This window comes from Moraxella sp. 179-F 1C4 NHS (assembly GCF_045370505.1).
Taxonomy (GTDB): domain Bacteria; phylum Pseudomonadota; class Gammaproteobacteria; order Pseudomonadales; family Moraxellaceae; genus Faucicola; species Faucicola tetraodonis.
Genome location: NZ_JBIQEC010000006.1, coordinates 20,880 through 37,462, shown reverse-complemented (window position 1 = coordinate 37,462; position 16,583 = coordinate 20,880). Strand labels below are relative to the sequence as shown.

At 43.4% G+C, this 16,583-nt stretch carries 12 protein-coding genes; 6 read left to right on the top strand and 6 right to left on the bottom strand.

All coding sequences use genetic code 11. The features are described 5' to 3' along the window. Nucleotides 1-94: 94 nt before the first annotated feature. From ACH0AB_RS04310 to ACH0AB_RS04300, 3 genes are all read right to left on the bottom strand, one after another. Nucleotides 95-997 carry a 3-hydroxyacyl-CoA dehydrogenase gene (locus tag ACH0AB_RS04310; RefSeq protein WP_406877322.1) on the bottom strand — a complete coding sequence of 301 codons (903 nt, stop codon included), beginning with the start codon at nucleotides 995-997 and terminating at the stop codon, nucleotides 95-97. 173 nt (nucleotides 998-1,170) lie between these two features. Continuing rightward, on the bottom strand, nucleotides 1,171-2,754 hold the full coding sequence (ahpF, locus tag ACH0AB_RS04305) for an alkyl hydroperoxide reductase subunit F (protein WP_406877321.1): 1,584 nt from the start codon (nucleotides 2,752-2,754) through the stop codon (nucleotides 1,171-1,173). A 136-nt stretch (nucleotides 2,755-2,890) separates the two neighbouring features. Continuing rightward, a complete protein-coding gene (locus ACH0AB_RS04300; protein WP_156652230.1) occupies nucleotides 2,891-3,028 on the bottom strand; it encodes a hypothetical protein in 138 nt (45 codons plus the stop codon). 111 nt (nucleotides 3,029-3,139) lie between these two features. Here ACH0AB_RS04300 and ACH0AB_RS04295 point away from each other — a divergent pair, with 111 nt between their 5' ends. Then, nucleotides 3,140-4,030 (top strand): competence protein CoiA family protein, encoded by an 891-nt coding sequence (locus tag ACH0AB_RS04295; protein WP_036598423.1) that lies wholly within the window; start codon nucleotides 3,140-3,142, stop codon nucleotides 4,028-4,030. Nucleotides 4,031-4,106: 76 nt separating this feature from the next. Here the strand turns inward: ACH0AB_RS04295 and ACH0AB_RS04290 are convergent, their stop codons facing one another. Further along, entirely contained in the window at nucleotides 4,107-6,173 is a 2,067-nt protein-coding gene (locus ACH0AB_RS04290) for an alkyl/aryl-sulfatase (protein ID WP_052024207.1), read from the bottom strand. A gap of 140 nt (nucleotides 6,174-6,313) precedes the next feature. Here ACH0AB_RS04290 and ACH0AB_RS04285 point away from each other — a divergent pair, with 140 nt between their 5' ends. Both ACH0AB_RS04285 and ACH0AB_RS04280 read left to right on the top strand, forming a co-directional pair. Next, complete coding sequence (locus tag ACH0AB_RS04285; RefSeq protein ID WP_036598391.1) at nucleotides 6,314-7,195, top strand: IS982 family transposase; 882 nt, start codon at nucleotides 6,314-6,316, stop codon at nucleotides 7,193-7,195. Nucleotides 7,196-7,407: 212 nt separating this feature from the next. After that, nucleotides 7,408-7,632 (top strand): HP1242/YdcH family protein, encoded by a 225-nt coding sequence (locus ACH0AB_RS04280; RefSeq protein ID WP_406877320.1) that lies wholly within the window; start codon nucleotides 7,408-7,410, stop codon nucleotides 7,630-7,632. Between the two features lie 139 nt (nucleotides 7,633-7,771). Here the strand turns inward: ACH0AB_RS04280 and cytX are convergent, their stop codons facing one another. Continuing rightward, a complete protein-coding gene (gene cytX, locus ACH0AB_RS04275) occupies nucleotides 7,772-8,971 on the bottom strand; it encodes a putative hydroxymethylpyrimidine transporter CytX (RefSeq protein ID WP_406877319.1) in 1,200 nt (399 codons plus the stop codon). 139 nt (nucleotides 8,972-9,110) lie between these two features. Continuing rightward, a complete protein-coding gene (gene ahpC, locus ACH0AB_RS04270; RefSeq protein ID WP_050323971.1) occupies nucleotides 9,111-9,677 on the bottom strand; it encodes an alkyl hydroperoxide reductase subunit C in 567 nt (188 codons plus the stop codon). Nucleotides 9,678-10,256: 579 nt separating this feature from the next. Here ahpC and ACH0AB_RS04265 point away from each other — a divergent pair. From ACH0AB_RS04265 to ACH0AB_RS04255, 3 genes are read left to right on the top strand one after another with little or no spacing between them, the layout of a single operon-like run. Beyond that, a complete protein-coding gene (locus ACH0AB_RS04265) occupies nucleotides 10,257-11,222 on the top strand; it encodes a hydrogen peroxide-inducible genes activator (protein WP_406877318.1) in 966 nt (321 codons plus the stop codon). A 6-nt stretch (nucleotides 11,223-11,228) separates the two neighbouring features. Next, nucleotides 11,229-12,764: an exonuclease SbcCD subunit D C-terminal domain-containing protein gene (locus tag ACH0AB_RS04260; protein WP_406877316.1), complete on the top strand. Its 1,536-nt coding sequence runs from the start codon at nucleotides 11,229-11,231 to the stop codon at nucleotides 12,762-12,764. Further along, complete coding sequence (locus ACH0AB_RS04255; protein ID WP_406877315.1) at nucleotides 12,761-16,546, top strand: AAA family ATPase; 3,786 nt, start codon at nucleotides 12,761-12,763, stop codon at nucleotides 16,544-16,546. The genes ACH0AB_RS04260 and ACH0AB_RS04255 overlap by 4 nt, the downstream gene beginning before the upstream one ends. The last annotated feature ends 37 nt before the right edge of the window (nucleotides 16,547-16,583 follow it).

Here is a 16,583-nt window from a genome sequence, read left to right as displayed (position 1 = left end):
GCCGCAATAGAAGATAAAAAAAAGCCCATTTTGGATGAATGGGCTTTTGTCATCCTCTCACTTTTAAATACTGACTTTTAAACTTTTTTGAGGCTTATTTTAAAAAATCAGGGTCTTTATAAGCCGGGTTTGGATAATCGTAAAAACCCTTGCCCACTTCAAACCCTGTGCGACCTTTATCGATCAGTTCGGTTTGCAGTTTTTGGATAAATCGCTCGGCAGTTTTTGAGCCTGTTTTGGCTTTTTGCTGGCTGACATTAACAATGGTATTGACCCCTATGATATCCATGATGGCAAACGGTCCCATCGGTGCGCCTGTGCCAATCATCCAAGTTTTATCGACGGTGTGGGGATCGGCAATGTCATTGGCATACAAGTGCATACCGGCATTTAAGAAGGGCACCAAGAGGGTATTTAAGATATAACCAGGCTGTTCTTTATTGAGTGGTAACGCCACCATGCCGATGGCTTTGGCATAAGCAACAATGCTGTCAAATACCGCCGGGTCGGTATGCGCTGAGCCCATGACTTCTGCGGTGTTGTTCACCCAGATACGGTTGGCAAAGTGTAACGCCAAAAATTTATCGGGACGACTTGTGGCTTCGACCATTTGGCTAGGAATCAACGTTGAGCTGTTACTGGCAAAAATCGTGTGACTTGGGGCTACCTTTGCCAGCGCCTTATAAAATTCATTTTTGATATCAAGGACTTCTGGTAAGGCTTCAATGACCAAATCAGCCTGTGCCACCGCTTCGCCTAAGTCAGTCACATAGCGAATCGCATGGGTGATGACTTGGGCTTGGGCTGGGCTTTTGTCATAGAATTTGGCGTAGATGGGCATGAGTTTTGCGATGCGCTCTTTGACCTTTTCAGGTTCTTTATCAAAGATTGTGACGTTAAAGCCAAAAAAGGCATTTTGCATGGCGATTTGAGAACCCAGTACGCCGCCACCCGCTACCGTAACCTGCTTGATGGATGAAGTATTTGCTGTTGTCATGATTTATTCCTTTAAATCGCTATGATAGTTTGCAAGTTACTGTAGCGGATTTTGGGTAGTATGTCTACCTCACCAATATAGACTGACAAGGCAACATAATATTACCTGCCAAAAAAAAGCCAAACTATGAGGTTTGGCTTTTTTTGAAAAATAACTAAAAAACAGGTGAAAAATTATTGCAACATGAGGTATTCAAACGCACTGAGTGCCGCTTTACTACCTTCGCCCATCGCAATATTAATTTGCTTAAACGGTACAGTAGTGACATCACCACAGGCAAAGATTCCGGGTTTGTTGGTTTGGCATTTCTCATTGATTTCAATTTCACCAAATTTGGTCACCTGTACCAAATCTTTGACCACTTCCGAGTTTGGCACCAGTCCGATTTGCACAAAGATAGCAGATAATGGCAATTCTTTGTTTTCACCGGTGGTACGGTCTTGGTAAATTAGCGAGCTGACTTTACCAGCGGTTGCTTTGACCTCTTGGCTCGCTACACTTGTCATGATATCGATATTATCGCGCTCTTTGGCTTTATCAATCAATACTTGGTCTGCTTTGAGCGTGTCAGCAAATTCTAACACTGTCACGTGTTTGACAATGCCTGCTAGGTCAATTGCCGCTTCAATCCCTGAGTTACCACCGCCCACAACTGCCACGTCTTTGCCTTTAAAGAACGGACCATCACAGTGCGGACAATACGCAACGCCACTACCGATATTTTCATCTTCACCTTTGATATTAAGCTTACGCCATTTTGCCCCCGTCGCTACGATAATCGCACGCGTGGCGAAACTTTCACCGGTATTAAGCGTGATTTGGTAAGTTAATTTGTCATCACCTTGCTCATTCATTTGTGCAGAATTTTCGGTGATGGATGTCACGCTTACCATTTCTTTGACCGTGATACTATAAGCGGTAATATGTTTGACAAAATTGGCAGATAATTCATTACCATTGGTCAACGGGATTGAAATCAAGTTTTCGATATCTTGGGTATCTTTCACTTGCCCACCGATACGATCAGCCACCATGGTCACTTTTAAGCCTTTACGTGCCACATAAATGGCTGCCGCCACGCCCGCAGGTCCGCCACCGATGATGGTCACATCTTGCTGCTCAAGCTGTTCGGCTACTGCAGCACCACTCATCAAATCTGGGTATTGCTGTTGCAGTTTCTCGATAAGTTTGGCAGTGTCAATTTTACCATTGGCAAAAGGTTTGCCATTTAAATATACCGCAGGTACGCCTTGGATATTGCGCTCGTTAATCAAGTCTTGGAACACGCCACCATCAATCATTTCATTGCTGATGTTGTCATTGAGTAACGCAAATTGGTTTAGCGCTTGCACCACGTCAGGACAGTTGTGGCAAGATAATGAGACGAAAGTTTCAAATTTTAGCGGCTGTTTAATTGACTTGATGATATTTTGAATACCTGGGTCAAGTTTGATTTCACTACCACCTGATTGTAAAATCGCCAAAATCAATGAGGTAAACTCGTGACCACCTGGAATACCACTAAAAATGATACCCGTATCTTTGTCTTGGCTACGAATTTTAAAACTCATCGGTGATAGATTGGCATCGAATTGTTGACTCAAACGAATCTTGTCAGTAGTGCCTGCAATTTGGGTCAAAAAATCCACCAGTTCAGCGCGCTGTTCATGTTCACCCTCACCCAACACAAACTCAATCGGGCGAGTCATACGTTCGCTATAAGTTTTTACGGCATCTAATAAACCTTGATCTAACATGGCATTTTCCTTCTAGTCATTGGGTAAGTCATTTTGTTAACCTTATTATTGTGATTTTTGCAGGCTTTGACAATGTGAGAAAGTTGATAGCTATGTTTTAAGAAACAAAACGTTTATTATTTTATATAACAAAATATTAATACTCCGAATACTCAATTTTTCTTAGCTGCTCGCTGACGATAATCTTTAAATACGTATCCCAAAGCGTATCACGGGGATAATTCATCAGCTGATCATGCAGTTCATTGAATACTACTAAGTGATTGTTTTCCATATAATTGCACCGATTAAACCCCTATTAACATCCCTATAGCAGCCTATTTCAAGATCAAATTTTATCGCATAGTTACCTCACTCCTAACCAACTAACAAAAGGATGGTAACTATGTCTATGTCAATTGCTGTTAATGAGCAGAAGCAAATCGTCAATGTTAAGCAAGTCGAGCGAGGGCTGGCTTGTATGTGTTTTTGCTTTGAATGCGCGGAACCTGTGGTGGCTCGTAAAGGTGAGAAAAATGAGCATCACTTCTCGCATCTAAGTAATAAAGAAAGCTGCACGATTCACCCTGAAAGTATCCTACACAAGTTTGCTAAGCAAGTCATTATGGAAGAGAAATATTTAACACTACCATCACTACCTGATGACGAAAATAGTGAAGATAAAACTTGGGAGTTTGATCAACTAATCGAAGAGCAAGCTGTTGGCTGTATTCGACCTGATATAGTCGCAACGGTTGACGGAGAAATGATGTTTATTGAAGTTGCTGTGACTTCTTTCATCGATACTGATAAAGCAGATTTTATTAAGCAATTAGGTATTAAGACCGTTGAGATCGATTTGAGAGAAATCCTCACACAAGGTATTGAGTTGCCAAGTGAGGAAGCCAAAGATTATATTCTAGACTGTGTCAGTAATAAGCAGTGGATATTTCCAGCACCGAAATCATTAACAATAGCCCCTACACCATCACCTGAGCCTCTTTATAATTGCCAGAGCAGTACTGATGAGAATAGCAACGGAAGCTTTGATAAAGGCTATACCATCTATCGCTTTACCGTCAACCATGCTTGGGTAGATGTCAGGGTCTTTAATTCAGGCATGATGTCTATCAAGTGTGTGACCTACAACCATGATGTCATTGAGATACTAAAGCAATGGCGTAACGAAGGCGGTGGTCAGTACAATCAAAAATATAAGTCATGGAATTACTTCAAACCATTTTCAGACACCGTCTTTCAACGACTACAAGAAATGGATAGTTCACCCAAGCAATGAGATAATAAAATATATATAACTATTAAGGCCTTGCTGTTAGCAAGGCCTTAATAGTTATAGTCGAAAACAAGCTGCCTTACTCATCTGGCAACACTATACCAAATGAAGAATTAGGCTTCTCAAACAATCTAAAGAAGCCTATCAAGCCAAGTGGATTACCGTCAACCTTAGACTCTTTAGATAACAACATACCTTTAAAATCTGTTTCACCTACTAATAAATCGACAAACATAGCATGAGGTAAATTCAACGTAGCATTAACCTTCTCTTCTACTGGCTTAGAATCATCAACTAAACGATGATGGAGCACTGAGTTCTCAATCCATAAGAGATGGCTTTCATTTAGATCCGTAAAATTAATCACTATCTTAGTGTCTTTATTAGCTGCATCTTCTGATTTTAAACGCACAGCTAAAGTATCGAAAAAGTTAGAGACTGGCGTTTGTAATAATAGGTCTTTAGTAGCGGCAAGATTCACGCTGGTGTTGGATGTTCCTTGACGTAACTCTAAAGCACCGGTCAAATAAACATCACGCCACGGTCCTGATTCCGCTTGATAGCCTAATTGATCATAGCTACGCGCTAGCAGCTCGCGCGCTACTATGTTTTTGGGTTCAACCGATACCAAATGATTCAATAGCTCAGCGGCCCAGCGATAGTTATCCTCATCAAAGGCTTTTTGCGCTTTTAATAATACATTATTACTACCACCAGCTAGATCGACGTAAGCGGTAGCACGTTGTGGATCAGGTAACGGATCTAAATGGGCAGGATTACCATCGTACCATCCTAAATAACCTTGGTAGACAGCACGTGCATTATGTTTTACTGTGCCATAATACTCGCGATTATAGAATTCCTGCGACAAACTAGTAGGCAAAGTAATATCTTCAGCGATCTCGCCTGGTGTCATACCTTTATTCATACGGCGCACGCTCTGATCGTGAATAAATTTATAAGTATCGCGCTGTTGCTTTAAGAATTTCTGAATATTGTCTTGCCCCCACATAGGCCAATGATGACTACCGAAATAGATATCGGCATCACCAAATATATTACGCGCCTCTTCTATATAACCGCTCCATTTCAAAGCATCACGTACCTTTGCACCGCGTAGCGTATACAGATTATGCATATTTCGTGACACCAATTCTGCACCGCCAAAAGCCTTGTATTCTGGTAGATAGAAGGTTAGTTCTGCTGGAGCTTCTGACTCAGGCGTGTACTGAAACTCGAACTTGACGCCATCTATATTTAGTTTAGTAGGAGTGCGATCAATTAATACCGTAGGCTTGGTAATACTGACCTCTCCAAAAGCTGGGCTCTTTCCTAAGCCAGTATCGATATGACCGAATTCATCACGCGCCAAGTCTTTGCCGTACATGTAAACGGCGCGGCGTAGCATAGCATTACCAGCAATGATATTTTCGCTGGTCGCTTCTTCTATAAACCCAGCAGGTGCAATAATTGGAATTTTCTTACGCTCAATATCTTGCTGACTAACAATGCCTAATACTCCGCCGAAGTGATCAACATGACTATGCGTAAATAAAATAGCACTGACGTTGGTTGTATTCGGATAGCGCTTAGCTAGATGCTGCATAGCGAAGTCATAAGCATAGCGCGCGGTTTCTTTTGAGGTCATCGTATCAATAATAATCCAGCCACTATCGCCTTTGATTAACGTCATGTTAGATAAATCAAAACCGCGAACTTGATAAATACCTGGTGTTACCTCGAATAGTCCTTGAATATTATTGAGCTGAGCTTGTCGCCACAGGCTAGGATTGACTGTAGCAGGAGCCTCACCTTCTATAAAATCATAAGCACTCATATTCCAGACGTTCTTCGAGGCGTCTTTAGAGGATGGGATTTTCAAATCTTTAGGACTGGCGATAAGTCCGCGACGCGCGTCTGTGAAATCTTGCTGATCGTTAAGGTTTAATTGTTTGGCGACCTGACTATTAGCTTTGATGGTAGCGGTCGTAGGGGCGCGATTATCACCGCTTACACTAGTCACTGTTCCTGTACGCGCAGGTGCTGAGCTACAAGCTATTAGTAGCATACTGCTACAAAGTAATAACAACTCTTTTGAATGACGAAGATTATTAACTGTGTTTTTTTTATGGCTGATTATTACCATAATAAATTCCTTTTATGAATGGCAGGTTAAAATTAATTACGATCATTTAATACCCCACTCTCAACTTCGAAAGTGATTGAAAAAAGAAGAGCACCTCACTAATCTATTGTTTTCGACCAAGAATACAATGGAGTTGTGAGATCCCCATAGACGAATTTATCATCAATATCTATTTAATGGTAGAGCAATATTACAAAATAGTCGTCACCAAACCCTTGCGAAGTGCAGGTTACGCGCCAAAGCTAAGTGATCCTGAGGTTATTTGCATGGAGATGGTCGGTGAATTTTTACACCTAGATCAAGACAAACAAATTTGGCAATACTTTACCCAGCATTGGCAAGACTGGTTTCCAGCCATCGGCTCATACCCTAACTTCGCAAAGCACTGCGCCAATCTGTGGCAAGTCAAACAGCAGATACAAGATAAAGTCAGTGAACTTGAGGGCCGTGACAACATCCATTTTATGGATGGCTTTCCGATACCCGTCTGTCATTATGGACGCGCTTATCGGCATAAAAACTATCAAGACTTAGCGGCTTTTAGCTACTGTGCGGCTAAGCAAGAGAGATACTATGGCTTTGAGGGACATTTGCTTGTTAACTTATCGGGCATGATTAAAGGCTTTACCTTTGCTCCTGCCAATGTTGATGAAAGAGCGGTTGCCCCAGAAATCACCACTCATATTCATGGGCTACTTGGCGCTGATAAAGGGTATATCAGCCCTAGTCTGACATCGTACTACGACGCTCAAGGCGTGGATTTACAAACGCCACTCAGAGCTAATATGAAAGAGGATAGACCCAAACCTGTGGTAAGACGGCTGATGAAAGCCCGCCGTATCGTTGAAACAGTCATTGGTCAGCTATCAGAACGATTTAATATACAAAGGGTACGAGCAAGAGATTTATGGCATTTGTCTCATCGATTGATTCGTAAGATTCTTTCACACAATCTGTGCTTTGTACTCAACAAAAAACTTGGTAACCCGCCTCTTCAGTTTGATTTGCTTATTTCAAGTTGAGAGTGGGGTATTAATACATAAATTACTTCAATCCATTGATAGTGTGGCTTTTTCCCTATCACCAATTGTTAACGATTAGCGTATAGTCAACCCTACAATTTTTCGTTACAATGCTAATAAGACAAATGCAATATACCAACTCAATCAAATTTGTCTTATGTATTGACCCCTTTGCATTATTTTTCACATACAACCAAAAAAAGGAAAGGACTATGTTTCCAGAACATCGCGAACTTATTAGCAAACTAAAAACTTCTGATAAACACTTTGAAAAATTATTTGATAAACACAACGACTTAGATGCTCAAATCATTAACCTAGAAAAAGATCCTGTTGCAGCAGGCAGCCTTGATGACGAAATTGAAGCATTAAAAAAACAAAAACTGCAATTAAAAGATGAAATCTACAAAATCTTAGAAGACAATAAACATAAATAAGCTCTAAGCTAAGTTCGATTTTATTGATTAAAGCCCTGTTCGTTGTGACAGGGCTTTTGCTATTGATAGCAAGCCTAATGGTTCAATCAACCAATCAATCCCACTGTGAAAAAAGTTGGTTTAAGCGTGGCGGACGGCATTATTTTTTTGTGAATACATTAACCAAGAAGCATAACAGCATCGTTACCATAATCACCGGCAAGGTATTCCCGATATCGAGTGGATGGGCAAGCCAATAACGGTACAAGCAAAAACCAATCGCCCAGACAATCAAATTTTTGACATGAAAACGCTGTTTGATACCGGTATTTTTTAAAATAAAAAAGTCCACAATTTGAATGGCTGCCATTGGCGCAAACACCGAGCCTAAAAAGTATAAAAATTCAGTGATATTATCCATTTGAAACAGCATCGCTGCGATGGTACAGATGAGGGTAATACCAATTGCCAAACCTTTTTCTGGAAGTTTTTGCCACAGCGAGACACCCGACACGCCTGCCGAGTACGCATCCAAAAACGTGGTTGTCACCGTCGCGAGCACAATCAACAATAACCCTGTCACGCCCAATCCAAGCTGTAACAGCATTTGGGCAAAATCCGATGTTTGGGTATACAGTGCCATGCCCAGTCCAATCGCATACATCCACGCACTCATCACCCCATAGCTCACGCTGCTCACGAGCGTCGCTTGCAAAGGTTTTTGCGCATGGCGAGTATAATCACTCACCAGTGGCAACCATGATAATGGCATAATGACCGCCAGCTCCACCGCTGACCCAAAGCTCATCGCTGCTGCCACGTCTTTTGTCGCTGCCACATCCCCAGCACCTAAGTTAAATAATTTATACGACAAAATAAGCGTTAAAATAAACAACCCAGCTACGGCCAACGCATTGATTTTGCCAAAGAAACGGTTGCCCATCCACAGCCACAGTACAATCAGCGCGCCAATCACGCCACACCATGCCGCTTGTCCGATAGCCCAAATCCCATTGACTGCCAATGCCCCATCATAAATCATGATGGCTGTCCAACCGACCAATTGCACAAGATTTAGCAAAGCAAAAAGCATCCCACCTTGAAAACCAAAACTACCCTTCACTGTTTCCATGGCACTTTTGCGTTGGGTTGCCCCAATATAGCCGACTAGAAAAAATAGCACCCCGCCTATCATATGCCCAATGACGATGGCTAACAAACCACGCTCCCACCCCAACGGAGCAAGGTAGGTGCCCGTCAAAATCTCAGCGATTGACACGGCTGCCCCTGCCCACAGCAAGGCGTAATGGCTACTTGTCGTCTGACTGCCAGTTTGGTGGGTGGTTTGTGCGCTATCCATGGTTATTCTCTCAAACTTCAAAGAAGCTGATTTTATCATTGTTAACAACAGTAGTTGAATAAAAAAAACCCCAAATCTTTCAATTTGAGGTTTTTAATTTTATCTAATTGTCAGTCAATAAAACATTAGACCATCAAGATTAGATTTTACCCACTAAATCTAGGCTTGGTTTTAAGGTTTCTTTACCTTTTTCCCATGCCGCTGGACATACTTCGCCGTCGTTGTCACGGACGTATTGAGCCGCTTGGATTTTACGGATTAAGTCTTTAGCAGAACGACCGATACCTAAGTCATGAATTTCTGCTACTTTAATTTTACCGTCTGGGTCTACCAAGAAAGTACCACGAAGCGCAGCGTTGTCTTCTTCAATCATCACGTTAAAGCCGCGAGTGATTTTACCAGTACCATCGCCAAGCATTGGGTATTTTACTTTAGCAATTGCAGGTGACGCATCTGCCCATGCTTTGTGTACAAAATGGGTGTCTGTCGATACCGCATAAACTTCCGCGCCTAATGCTTTGATTTCTTCGTAATGGTCTGCCATGTCTTCAAGTTCAGTTGGGCAAACAAAGGTAAAGTCGTGTGGGTAGAAGAAAAATACTGCCCATTTGCCTTTAACGTCATCTGATGAGATTTCTTTGAATTCACCATTCACAAATGCTTGGGTTTTGAATTCTGGAATGGTTTGGTTGATAATTGCAGCCATGGATTTTTCCTTATATAAGCTATTGTTGTGGTTAAAAATTTAGCAACATCACCAATTGACAAAGCCAAATCAGTGAGTGCTATATTGATAACACAAATTTGATGTCATTGGCAACCTAGCTTTTTAGGCTTCTAGCTTGTTAGGCTATAGTCGGTTGCTGTTTTTTAATCATCAAACGTTGTTATCGATGGGTCTATCTTAGTACAATTTAAGATTCAGTCTAGTTTAAAGTTTTTAATTGATTGATTAATTTTTTAAATTAACCTTGAGGGTTTTGCCTTGTAGTTTCAATCTTTAGGCTATCTTGTAATTATTTTGAAAGGCTCGATAATGGATTCAATACCAAAACCGAATTAATGATAGATTAAAAAAGATTCCACTCGTAAAAGCACACAAAAATGGTAAACTAAATTTGAAATGATTCGGTTCATTGAAGTTTTTAGCATGCATCTTTTGCGTGTTGTTTGCTAGGGTAGCCGTCAGTTTTTTTACCTTTTTATCTGTTTATCTTTTTATTTATCTTTAACTAAAACGCATTAGCGAAGATTGTACGCTATTTTAAAGGTTAAAATTCAAACCATGATTACATTACGACAATTAGAATTTGCATTGGCAGTTGCCAAATACAAGCATTTTAAACGGGCAGCAGAAGAGTGTAATATCTCACAATCTGCTTTAAGCTTGGGGATTGCAGAGCTGGAAAAACAGCTTGATACCCAAATTTTTGAGCGTAACAACAAACAAGTGCTAATCACCCCGATTGGGGAGGAAATTCTTGAGCGAGCCACGCGGATATTTGCCGAAGTCAATGATTTGGTAACTCGCGCCCAGACGCACCAAACCCCACTCGCCTATCCGATGACGATTGGTATCATCCCAACCATTGCGCCATTTTTGCTGCCCAAGGTATTGCCGCTACTGCGCCAACAATTCCCACAATTTCAGCTCAATGTGGTAGAAGAACAAACTGAGCGACTGCTTGAAAAAGTCCGTTATGGCGCGATTGATACCGCCATTATTGCGCTGCCTTACAATACTGACGGCTTGTTATCATTTGAGTTTTGGTCAGAGACGTTTTTGGCGGTATTTGCTAAAGACAGTAAACACGCCAACTTACCCAGCATCAATGCCGACGAGTTAGCCAACAGTAACTTGATGCTGCTAGGCGAAGGACATTGTTTGACCGATCATGCGCTATCGGTATGTCACCTCGATAAAAGCCGCGTCAAACACGCCTTTAGTGAAGCGAGCCTGCATACGTTAATTCAAATGGCTATCAGCGGTATGGGCACCACGTTAGTCCCGCAAATGGCAGCTGGGCAAGTGCGCCAGCAAACTGACAATGTGTCATTAGTGCCGCTCAATGAAGCCGGTCCGCATCGCCGTTTGGCGTTTGTCACCCGTCTCAACTATGCGCGGGTCGATGATGTTAATCTATTGGGTCGCTTGTTTGCCCAAGGGTTACACGATAGCGAATTGGCGTCTGCGCCAGCCATCGCAGATTCTGAGTCCATGACTTCAGCGAATCCCGCCACAGAGGCATAATTTTTTATGCTCACTTTATTACATACATCAGATTGGCATTTGGGGCGTAGGCTTTATGGTAAGCCACGCTACGATGAATTTAAGCAGTTTTTAGACTGGCAGTTACAGACGCTGCGTGAGCAAAAAGTCGATGTGCTATTGATTGCAGGGGATATTTTTGATACCACCGCGCCCAGCAACCAAGCGCAAAATTTATATTATGATTTTTTAAGTCAAGTTTGCGATACCGATTGCCGCCATGTGATTATCGTAGCGGGCAACCATGATTCAGCCAGTTTTTTGGAGGCACCCAAACAGCTACTCAAAGCCTTTAACATCCATATCATCGGTAGTATGACAGATACGCTGACTGATGAAGTGATTACGTTATCAGATAAAGCAGGGCAACCTGAGCTCATTGTCATGGCAGTGCCCTACTTGCGTGACCGTGATGTACGAACCGTCGGGCATGGCGAACGATTGGATGATAAAGAACGAAAACTTGCCCAAGGCATCAAAGCCCATTATGCACAGATTGCCGATATTGCCATTGCGCGACAAGCGCAGCTCAAAGCCAAATATAAGCGTAGCATTCCGATTGTGGCAACGGGGCATTTATTTACCGTTGGCGGGCAAACGATGGAAGGCGATGGGGTGCGTGATTTGTATGTCGGCTCACTGGGTAGTATCGGTGCAGAGATTTTCCACCCACAGATTGACTATGTAGCGCTTGGGCATTTACATATCCCGCAAGTGGTTGGCGGACAACCACACATCCGTTACGCTGGCTCACCCATTGCCATGGGTTTTGGTGAAAGTCGCCAGCAAAAACAAGTGCATTTGCTGCGATTTGATGCCAAGCCTGACTTACTGTCTCAGCCATTACAGACTTTAACCATTCAAAAAAAACCGCTTGTCTCTGCGCCAACCCCTGTCAAAAAACGCAAAAGTGTGAGCCATACGTCGATGGATTTATTTGCAGATGAAGAGTTGCCTGAACCATCCATGCTTGGCGCGATAAATACAGAGGCTGATATTAACGCAGAGGTTGATGCTCAAGCGAGCCATAAAGCAGGATATGATACACCCAGTTATCATCTGAGTGGGCAACCTAATGGACAAATTATTGGGCAACCTTACAATATAGCCAAGCTTAGCGATACTACCCTCCTGCAATCACTGCCTGTTCCTGTGTTCCAACCCATACAAACGCTCAAAGGCGATTGGCAAACCATCAAAACTAGCTTACACAGCCTAAAAAAAGCCCAACAATCGGTTTGGCTTGAAGTGGTGTATGACGGGCAAGAAGTCGTGGGTGATTTATCAGAAAAAATTGCAGAACTGGTTAAAGACTCTAGGCTTGAAGTACTACGCATCAAAAATCAGCAAAAACGCGATCAGGTGATGCAAAGCCAGCGCATGGATGAGTCGCTTGAAGAATTAAACCCAACACAAGTATTTGAACGCTGCCTAATTGCCCATCAAGTGCTAGAAGAGCAAAAACCCATGCTATGGTCAAGATATACTGAAGTGCTTGAAAGCTTGCAAGGGGGGCAGCAATGAGAATCTTAAAGCTTCGCTTTCAAAACCTTAATTCATTGCAAGGCGAATGGGAAATTGACTTTCGCCATGCCGCGTATGCTGATGAAGGTATTTTTGCCATCACAGGCTCGACAGGGGCGGGCAAAAGCACCATTTTAGATGCCATTTGTCTTGCCTTATACGGAGCGACGCCACGCTTGGGCGAGATTACCCAAAGCAGAAATGACCTCATGTCACGCCATACCGGCGAATGTCGAAGCGAAGTAATTTTTGCCACCAAAAGTGGCAGTTATCGCTGTACCTGGCTACAAAAGCGCGCCAGAAAAAACCCCGAAGGCAACTTGCAATCGCCGATGCACGAAATCGCCCCTTTTACCGATGACGCTGCAGATTTACCACCGCTTGAAACCCAAACCAGAAAAACTAGAAAACTGGTCGCTGAATTCACCGGCATGGATTTTGACCGTTTTACCCGTGCCATGCTACTGGCGCAAGGCAGTTTTGCCGCTTTTTTGCAAGCCAATAGCGACGAGCGCTCCAACCTGCTCGAAGAAATCACCGGCACTGAAATCTATGGCGATATCTCAAAAAAAGTACATGAGTTTAAAACCCAATCAGATGCTGAACTTAAGACGCTTACCGATCGCTTATCAGGCATGACGGTGTTATCTGATGAAGAAGTACAAAGCCTAACCTCACAAAAAAACGCCCTAATTGACATCGTCAATGAAACCCAAACCGCCTTGACTAAAATCGAGTCTGATAAGCTATGGCGACAAAACCTTGACGCATACACGCACCAAATCCATAAGCTTAAGCATGAAGCACGCGACCTTGCCGAGCAAGAAAGCCAATTTGCCCCACAAAAAACCCGACTACAGCGCGCACTAAAAGCCCTTGAAGTGTCCGGTGATATTAAAAAACTTGATTATCAGCGCGATTTGTTGAGCGCACAACTCAGTGATCTTGCGGGTTATGAGCACCAGCTACCCACCGCCGAACACAATTGCCAACTTGCTCAAAAAAACCAAGATGAGCATCAAGCACAAGCCCAGCAAACCGAAAACGACTGGCAACAAGCCCAACCGTTATTAAACCAAGTTCGCAAACTTGACACTACCCTTGGGCAAAAAAATCAGTACGCCCAAGAGATTGCGCAGCAGTTGTCACAGCTTGGTGAGCAATTGGCGCATAATGCCCAAAGCATTGATAGTCAGCAGCAGCAGCTTGTTAGCCAGCAAACACAGCGTGAACAGCTTATTCAAGCGCAGCAGCAAATCCCCCATGCAACAACCTTGCCTCAAACATTGGCCTCTCTCAACCAGTTACAAGAAACTAGCCAAGCACTTAGTGAACAAGTGCAGACATTCACCACCGAACGGCAGCAGTTACAGGGTGATTTTCAGCACAATGAGCAGCAAGCCTGCGCTCTGCAATCACAGCTCACGCAGTTGCAATCACAAATCTCTGAGCATCGACAAAACTTAGAGAGCCAAACCAGTCACTTACATCATCTGACACAAGGGCAGTCGGCAGCAGCATTGCGCCAGCAGGTTGAAACTTATTGGCGAACCGACCAGCAGCTTATCGCTATGCAAAGCGATGTGCAGACTTGGCAAACCAACCTACAACACTATCAGCAATTTGTGCAGCAGTTAGCCGAGGGTCAAACTCAATTGGCTCAGATTGCTAGCCAACGACTAACTAGCGAGCAGCAGCAACAAGCCGCCGAGCAAACCGTTGAATTGTTAAATCACAACTTAATTTTATTGGCAAAAATTCAAGATTTGACCGAGGAGCGCAATAAATTACGCCACGGCGAACCTTGCCCGCTGTGTGGCTCAACCGCGCACCCTTTCGCTACCCATCAGCCCTACACGCCCGATGATACAGAGCAACAATTAGCGATTGCCAAACAACGGCTTGATGACATCAATTGCCGATTACAGCAGTTATTGCTTGAAGAGCATGCACTCACAAATAACCAGCAACAGCTCAATGAGCATTTACAGCACTTAGAGGCACACAACCAACGTTTATTAAATCAATTACAGCTTGCCAGCCAATACCTTATACATGCTCAACCTGTACAACAGGCAATTGAAGCATTACCGCCCGTTGCAGCCCCCAGCACCGATGACGATATAGACCACCAAGCCCTTCAAAGATTGGCGACGATAATTAAGGCTGAACAAACCAACAATCAGCAGTCTTTGGCAGCACTGCAAGATTCACTGACGCAAATCGAAGCCGTACAATCCGAGCAGCAGCAAACTCAGCAGCGATTAGCCTCATTGAGCGAGCAATACAATGACGTTTTGCAGCAACAAACCCTGCTACACAATCAGCAGCAACATCGCCAAGACAGAATCCGCGGTATTGATGCCCAGCAATTGGTTATCGCCGATAAGCAACATCAAGTAATACAGCGCATTGACAAGTTACTGATGCCTTTTGCAACGCGCGAACGCACTTTTAGCTTTGCTACCACACAGGATGTGAATGCCCAATTAAATCAGCATATCGATACCCTTGCGCAACTTTTACAGCGCTATCAAGGATTAGAAACTAAGCTTAGCCATATCAATGACACCATCACAGGTATTGAGCAAACGCTCACCCGATTGGTGGCAGATCAGCACCATTTAACCCAAAATCAACACCAAGCCCGTCAGCGACAGCAAGCATTGGCGCGAGAGATTAGCGAGCTACAGGCGCAGCGATACGCCTTGTTTGGCGAACAAGCGGTAGACATCGTCTCTCACGCATTAGTCCAAGCAAAAAATCAGGCTTTGCAGGATTATCAAGCCAGCCAAACAGCTTTTCATGAGCAGCTAAGTCAGCTGCAGATTTTGCAACAACAAATCGCATCTTTGACCACTAGCACTACCCAACTAAAAATTGCCCAGCAAACCCTACAAGCCGATATTCAGCAGCGTTTTGCGACATTGGGTTTTATGGATGAGGCGGATTATCGCGCTGCGGTTTTGGTCGATACCGAGCGGGAACGCTTACAACAGCTTGCCAATCAACTCCATGATAGTCAGCAGCGCAATCATAACCTACTTTCTGAAGCCAAACGCATACAGCAGCAGTTACTCGATCATCCCCAAACTGCGCTGTCACTTGAGCAATTGCTTGATGCGCTTGGGCAATTGCAACAGCAATTTAGCGAGGATCAAAAACAATTGGGCGCCGTTGAGCAGCAGCTAGCAGCCAATGAAGCCCTTAAACAAAATCAGCAGCAACTATTAGATGCCATCAACCAACAGCGCAACCATACCGAAGAATGGAAGGTATTGCATCAATTGATTGGTTCAAGCGATGGCAAAAAATTTCGTAACTTTGCCCAAGGCTTGACCTTTAATATCATGGTTGCCCATGCCAATGAACAGCTCAAAAAAATGAGCGACCGTTATTTACTGATAGCTGATAGCGAGCAGCCCTTGATGCTCAATGTGATGGACAATTACCAAGGCGGGCAAATCCGTACCAGTAAAAATCTATCAGGCGGTGAGAGTTTTATTATCAGCTTGTCGCTTGCATTGGGACTGTCAAATATGGCCAGTCACCGCATGCAAGTAGATTCGCTGTTTTTGGATGAAGGCTTTGGTACGCTGGATGAAGAAGCACTCGATGTAGCGCTCGACACCCTAACCAACCTACAGCAATCGGGCAAGCTAATTGGGGTGATTTCCCATATTCAGGCGCTGAAAGATAGAATCAGCAGTCAAATCCAAGTAGTGCCGCAAACAGGGGGCATCAGTAAAATTATCGGTGCCGGTATTACCAAGATTAGTTGACTCAGGCTAGCTTTGGTTAAGCCAAATTAAGTTAAGA

Bases quoted from the DNA above. Each gene is read 5' to 3' on its own strand.
- ACH0AB_RS04290 (WP_052024207.1), bottom strand. From the start codon at position 6,173: ATGGTAATAATCAGCCATAAAAAAAACACAGTTAATAATCTTCGTCAT.
- cytX (WP_406877319.1), bottom strand. From the start codon at position 8,971: ATGGATAGCGCACAAACCACCCACCAAACTGGCAGTCAGACGACAAGT.
- ACH0AB_RS04260 (WP_406877316.1), top strand. From the start codon at position 11,229: ATGCTCACTTTATTACATACATCAGATTGGCATTTGGGGCGTAGGCTT.
- ahpC (WP_050323971.1), bottom strand. From the start codon at position 9,677: ATGGCTGCAATTATCAACCAAACCATTCCAGAATTCAAAACCCAAGCA.
- ACH0AB_RS04295 (WP_036598423.1), top strand. From the start codon at position 3,140: ATGTCTATGTCAATTGCTGTTAATGAGCAGAAGCAAATCGTCAATGTT.
- ACH0AB_RS04265 (WP_406877318.1), top strand. From the start codon at position 10,257: ATGATTACATTACGACAATTAGAATTTGCATTGGCAGTTGCCAAATAC.
- ACH0AB_RS04300 (WP_156652230.1), bottom strand. From the start codon at position 3,028: ATGGAAAACAATCACTTAGTAGTATTCAATGAACTGCATGATCAGCTG.
- ACH0AB_RS04255 (WP_406877315.1), top strand. From the start codon at position 12,761: ATGAGAATCTTAAAGCTTCGCTTTCAAAACCTTAATTCATTGCAAGGC.
- ACH0AB_RS04280 (WP_406877320.1), top strand. From the start codon at position 7,408: ATGTTTCCAGAACATCGCGAACTTATTAGCAAACTAAAAACTTCTGAT.
- ahpF (WP_406877321.1), bottom strand. From the start codon at position 2,754: ATGTTAGATCAAGGTTTATTAGATGCCGTAAAAACTTATAGCGAACGT.
- ACH0AB_RS04310 (WP_406877322.1), bottom strand. From the start codon at position 997: ATGACAACAGCAAATACTTCATCCATCAAGCAGGTTACGGTAGCGGGT.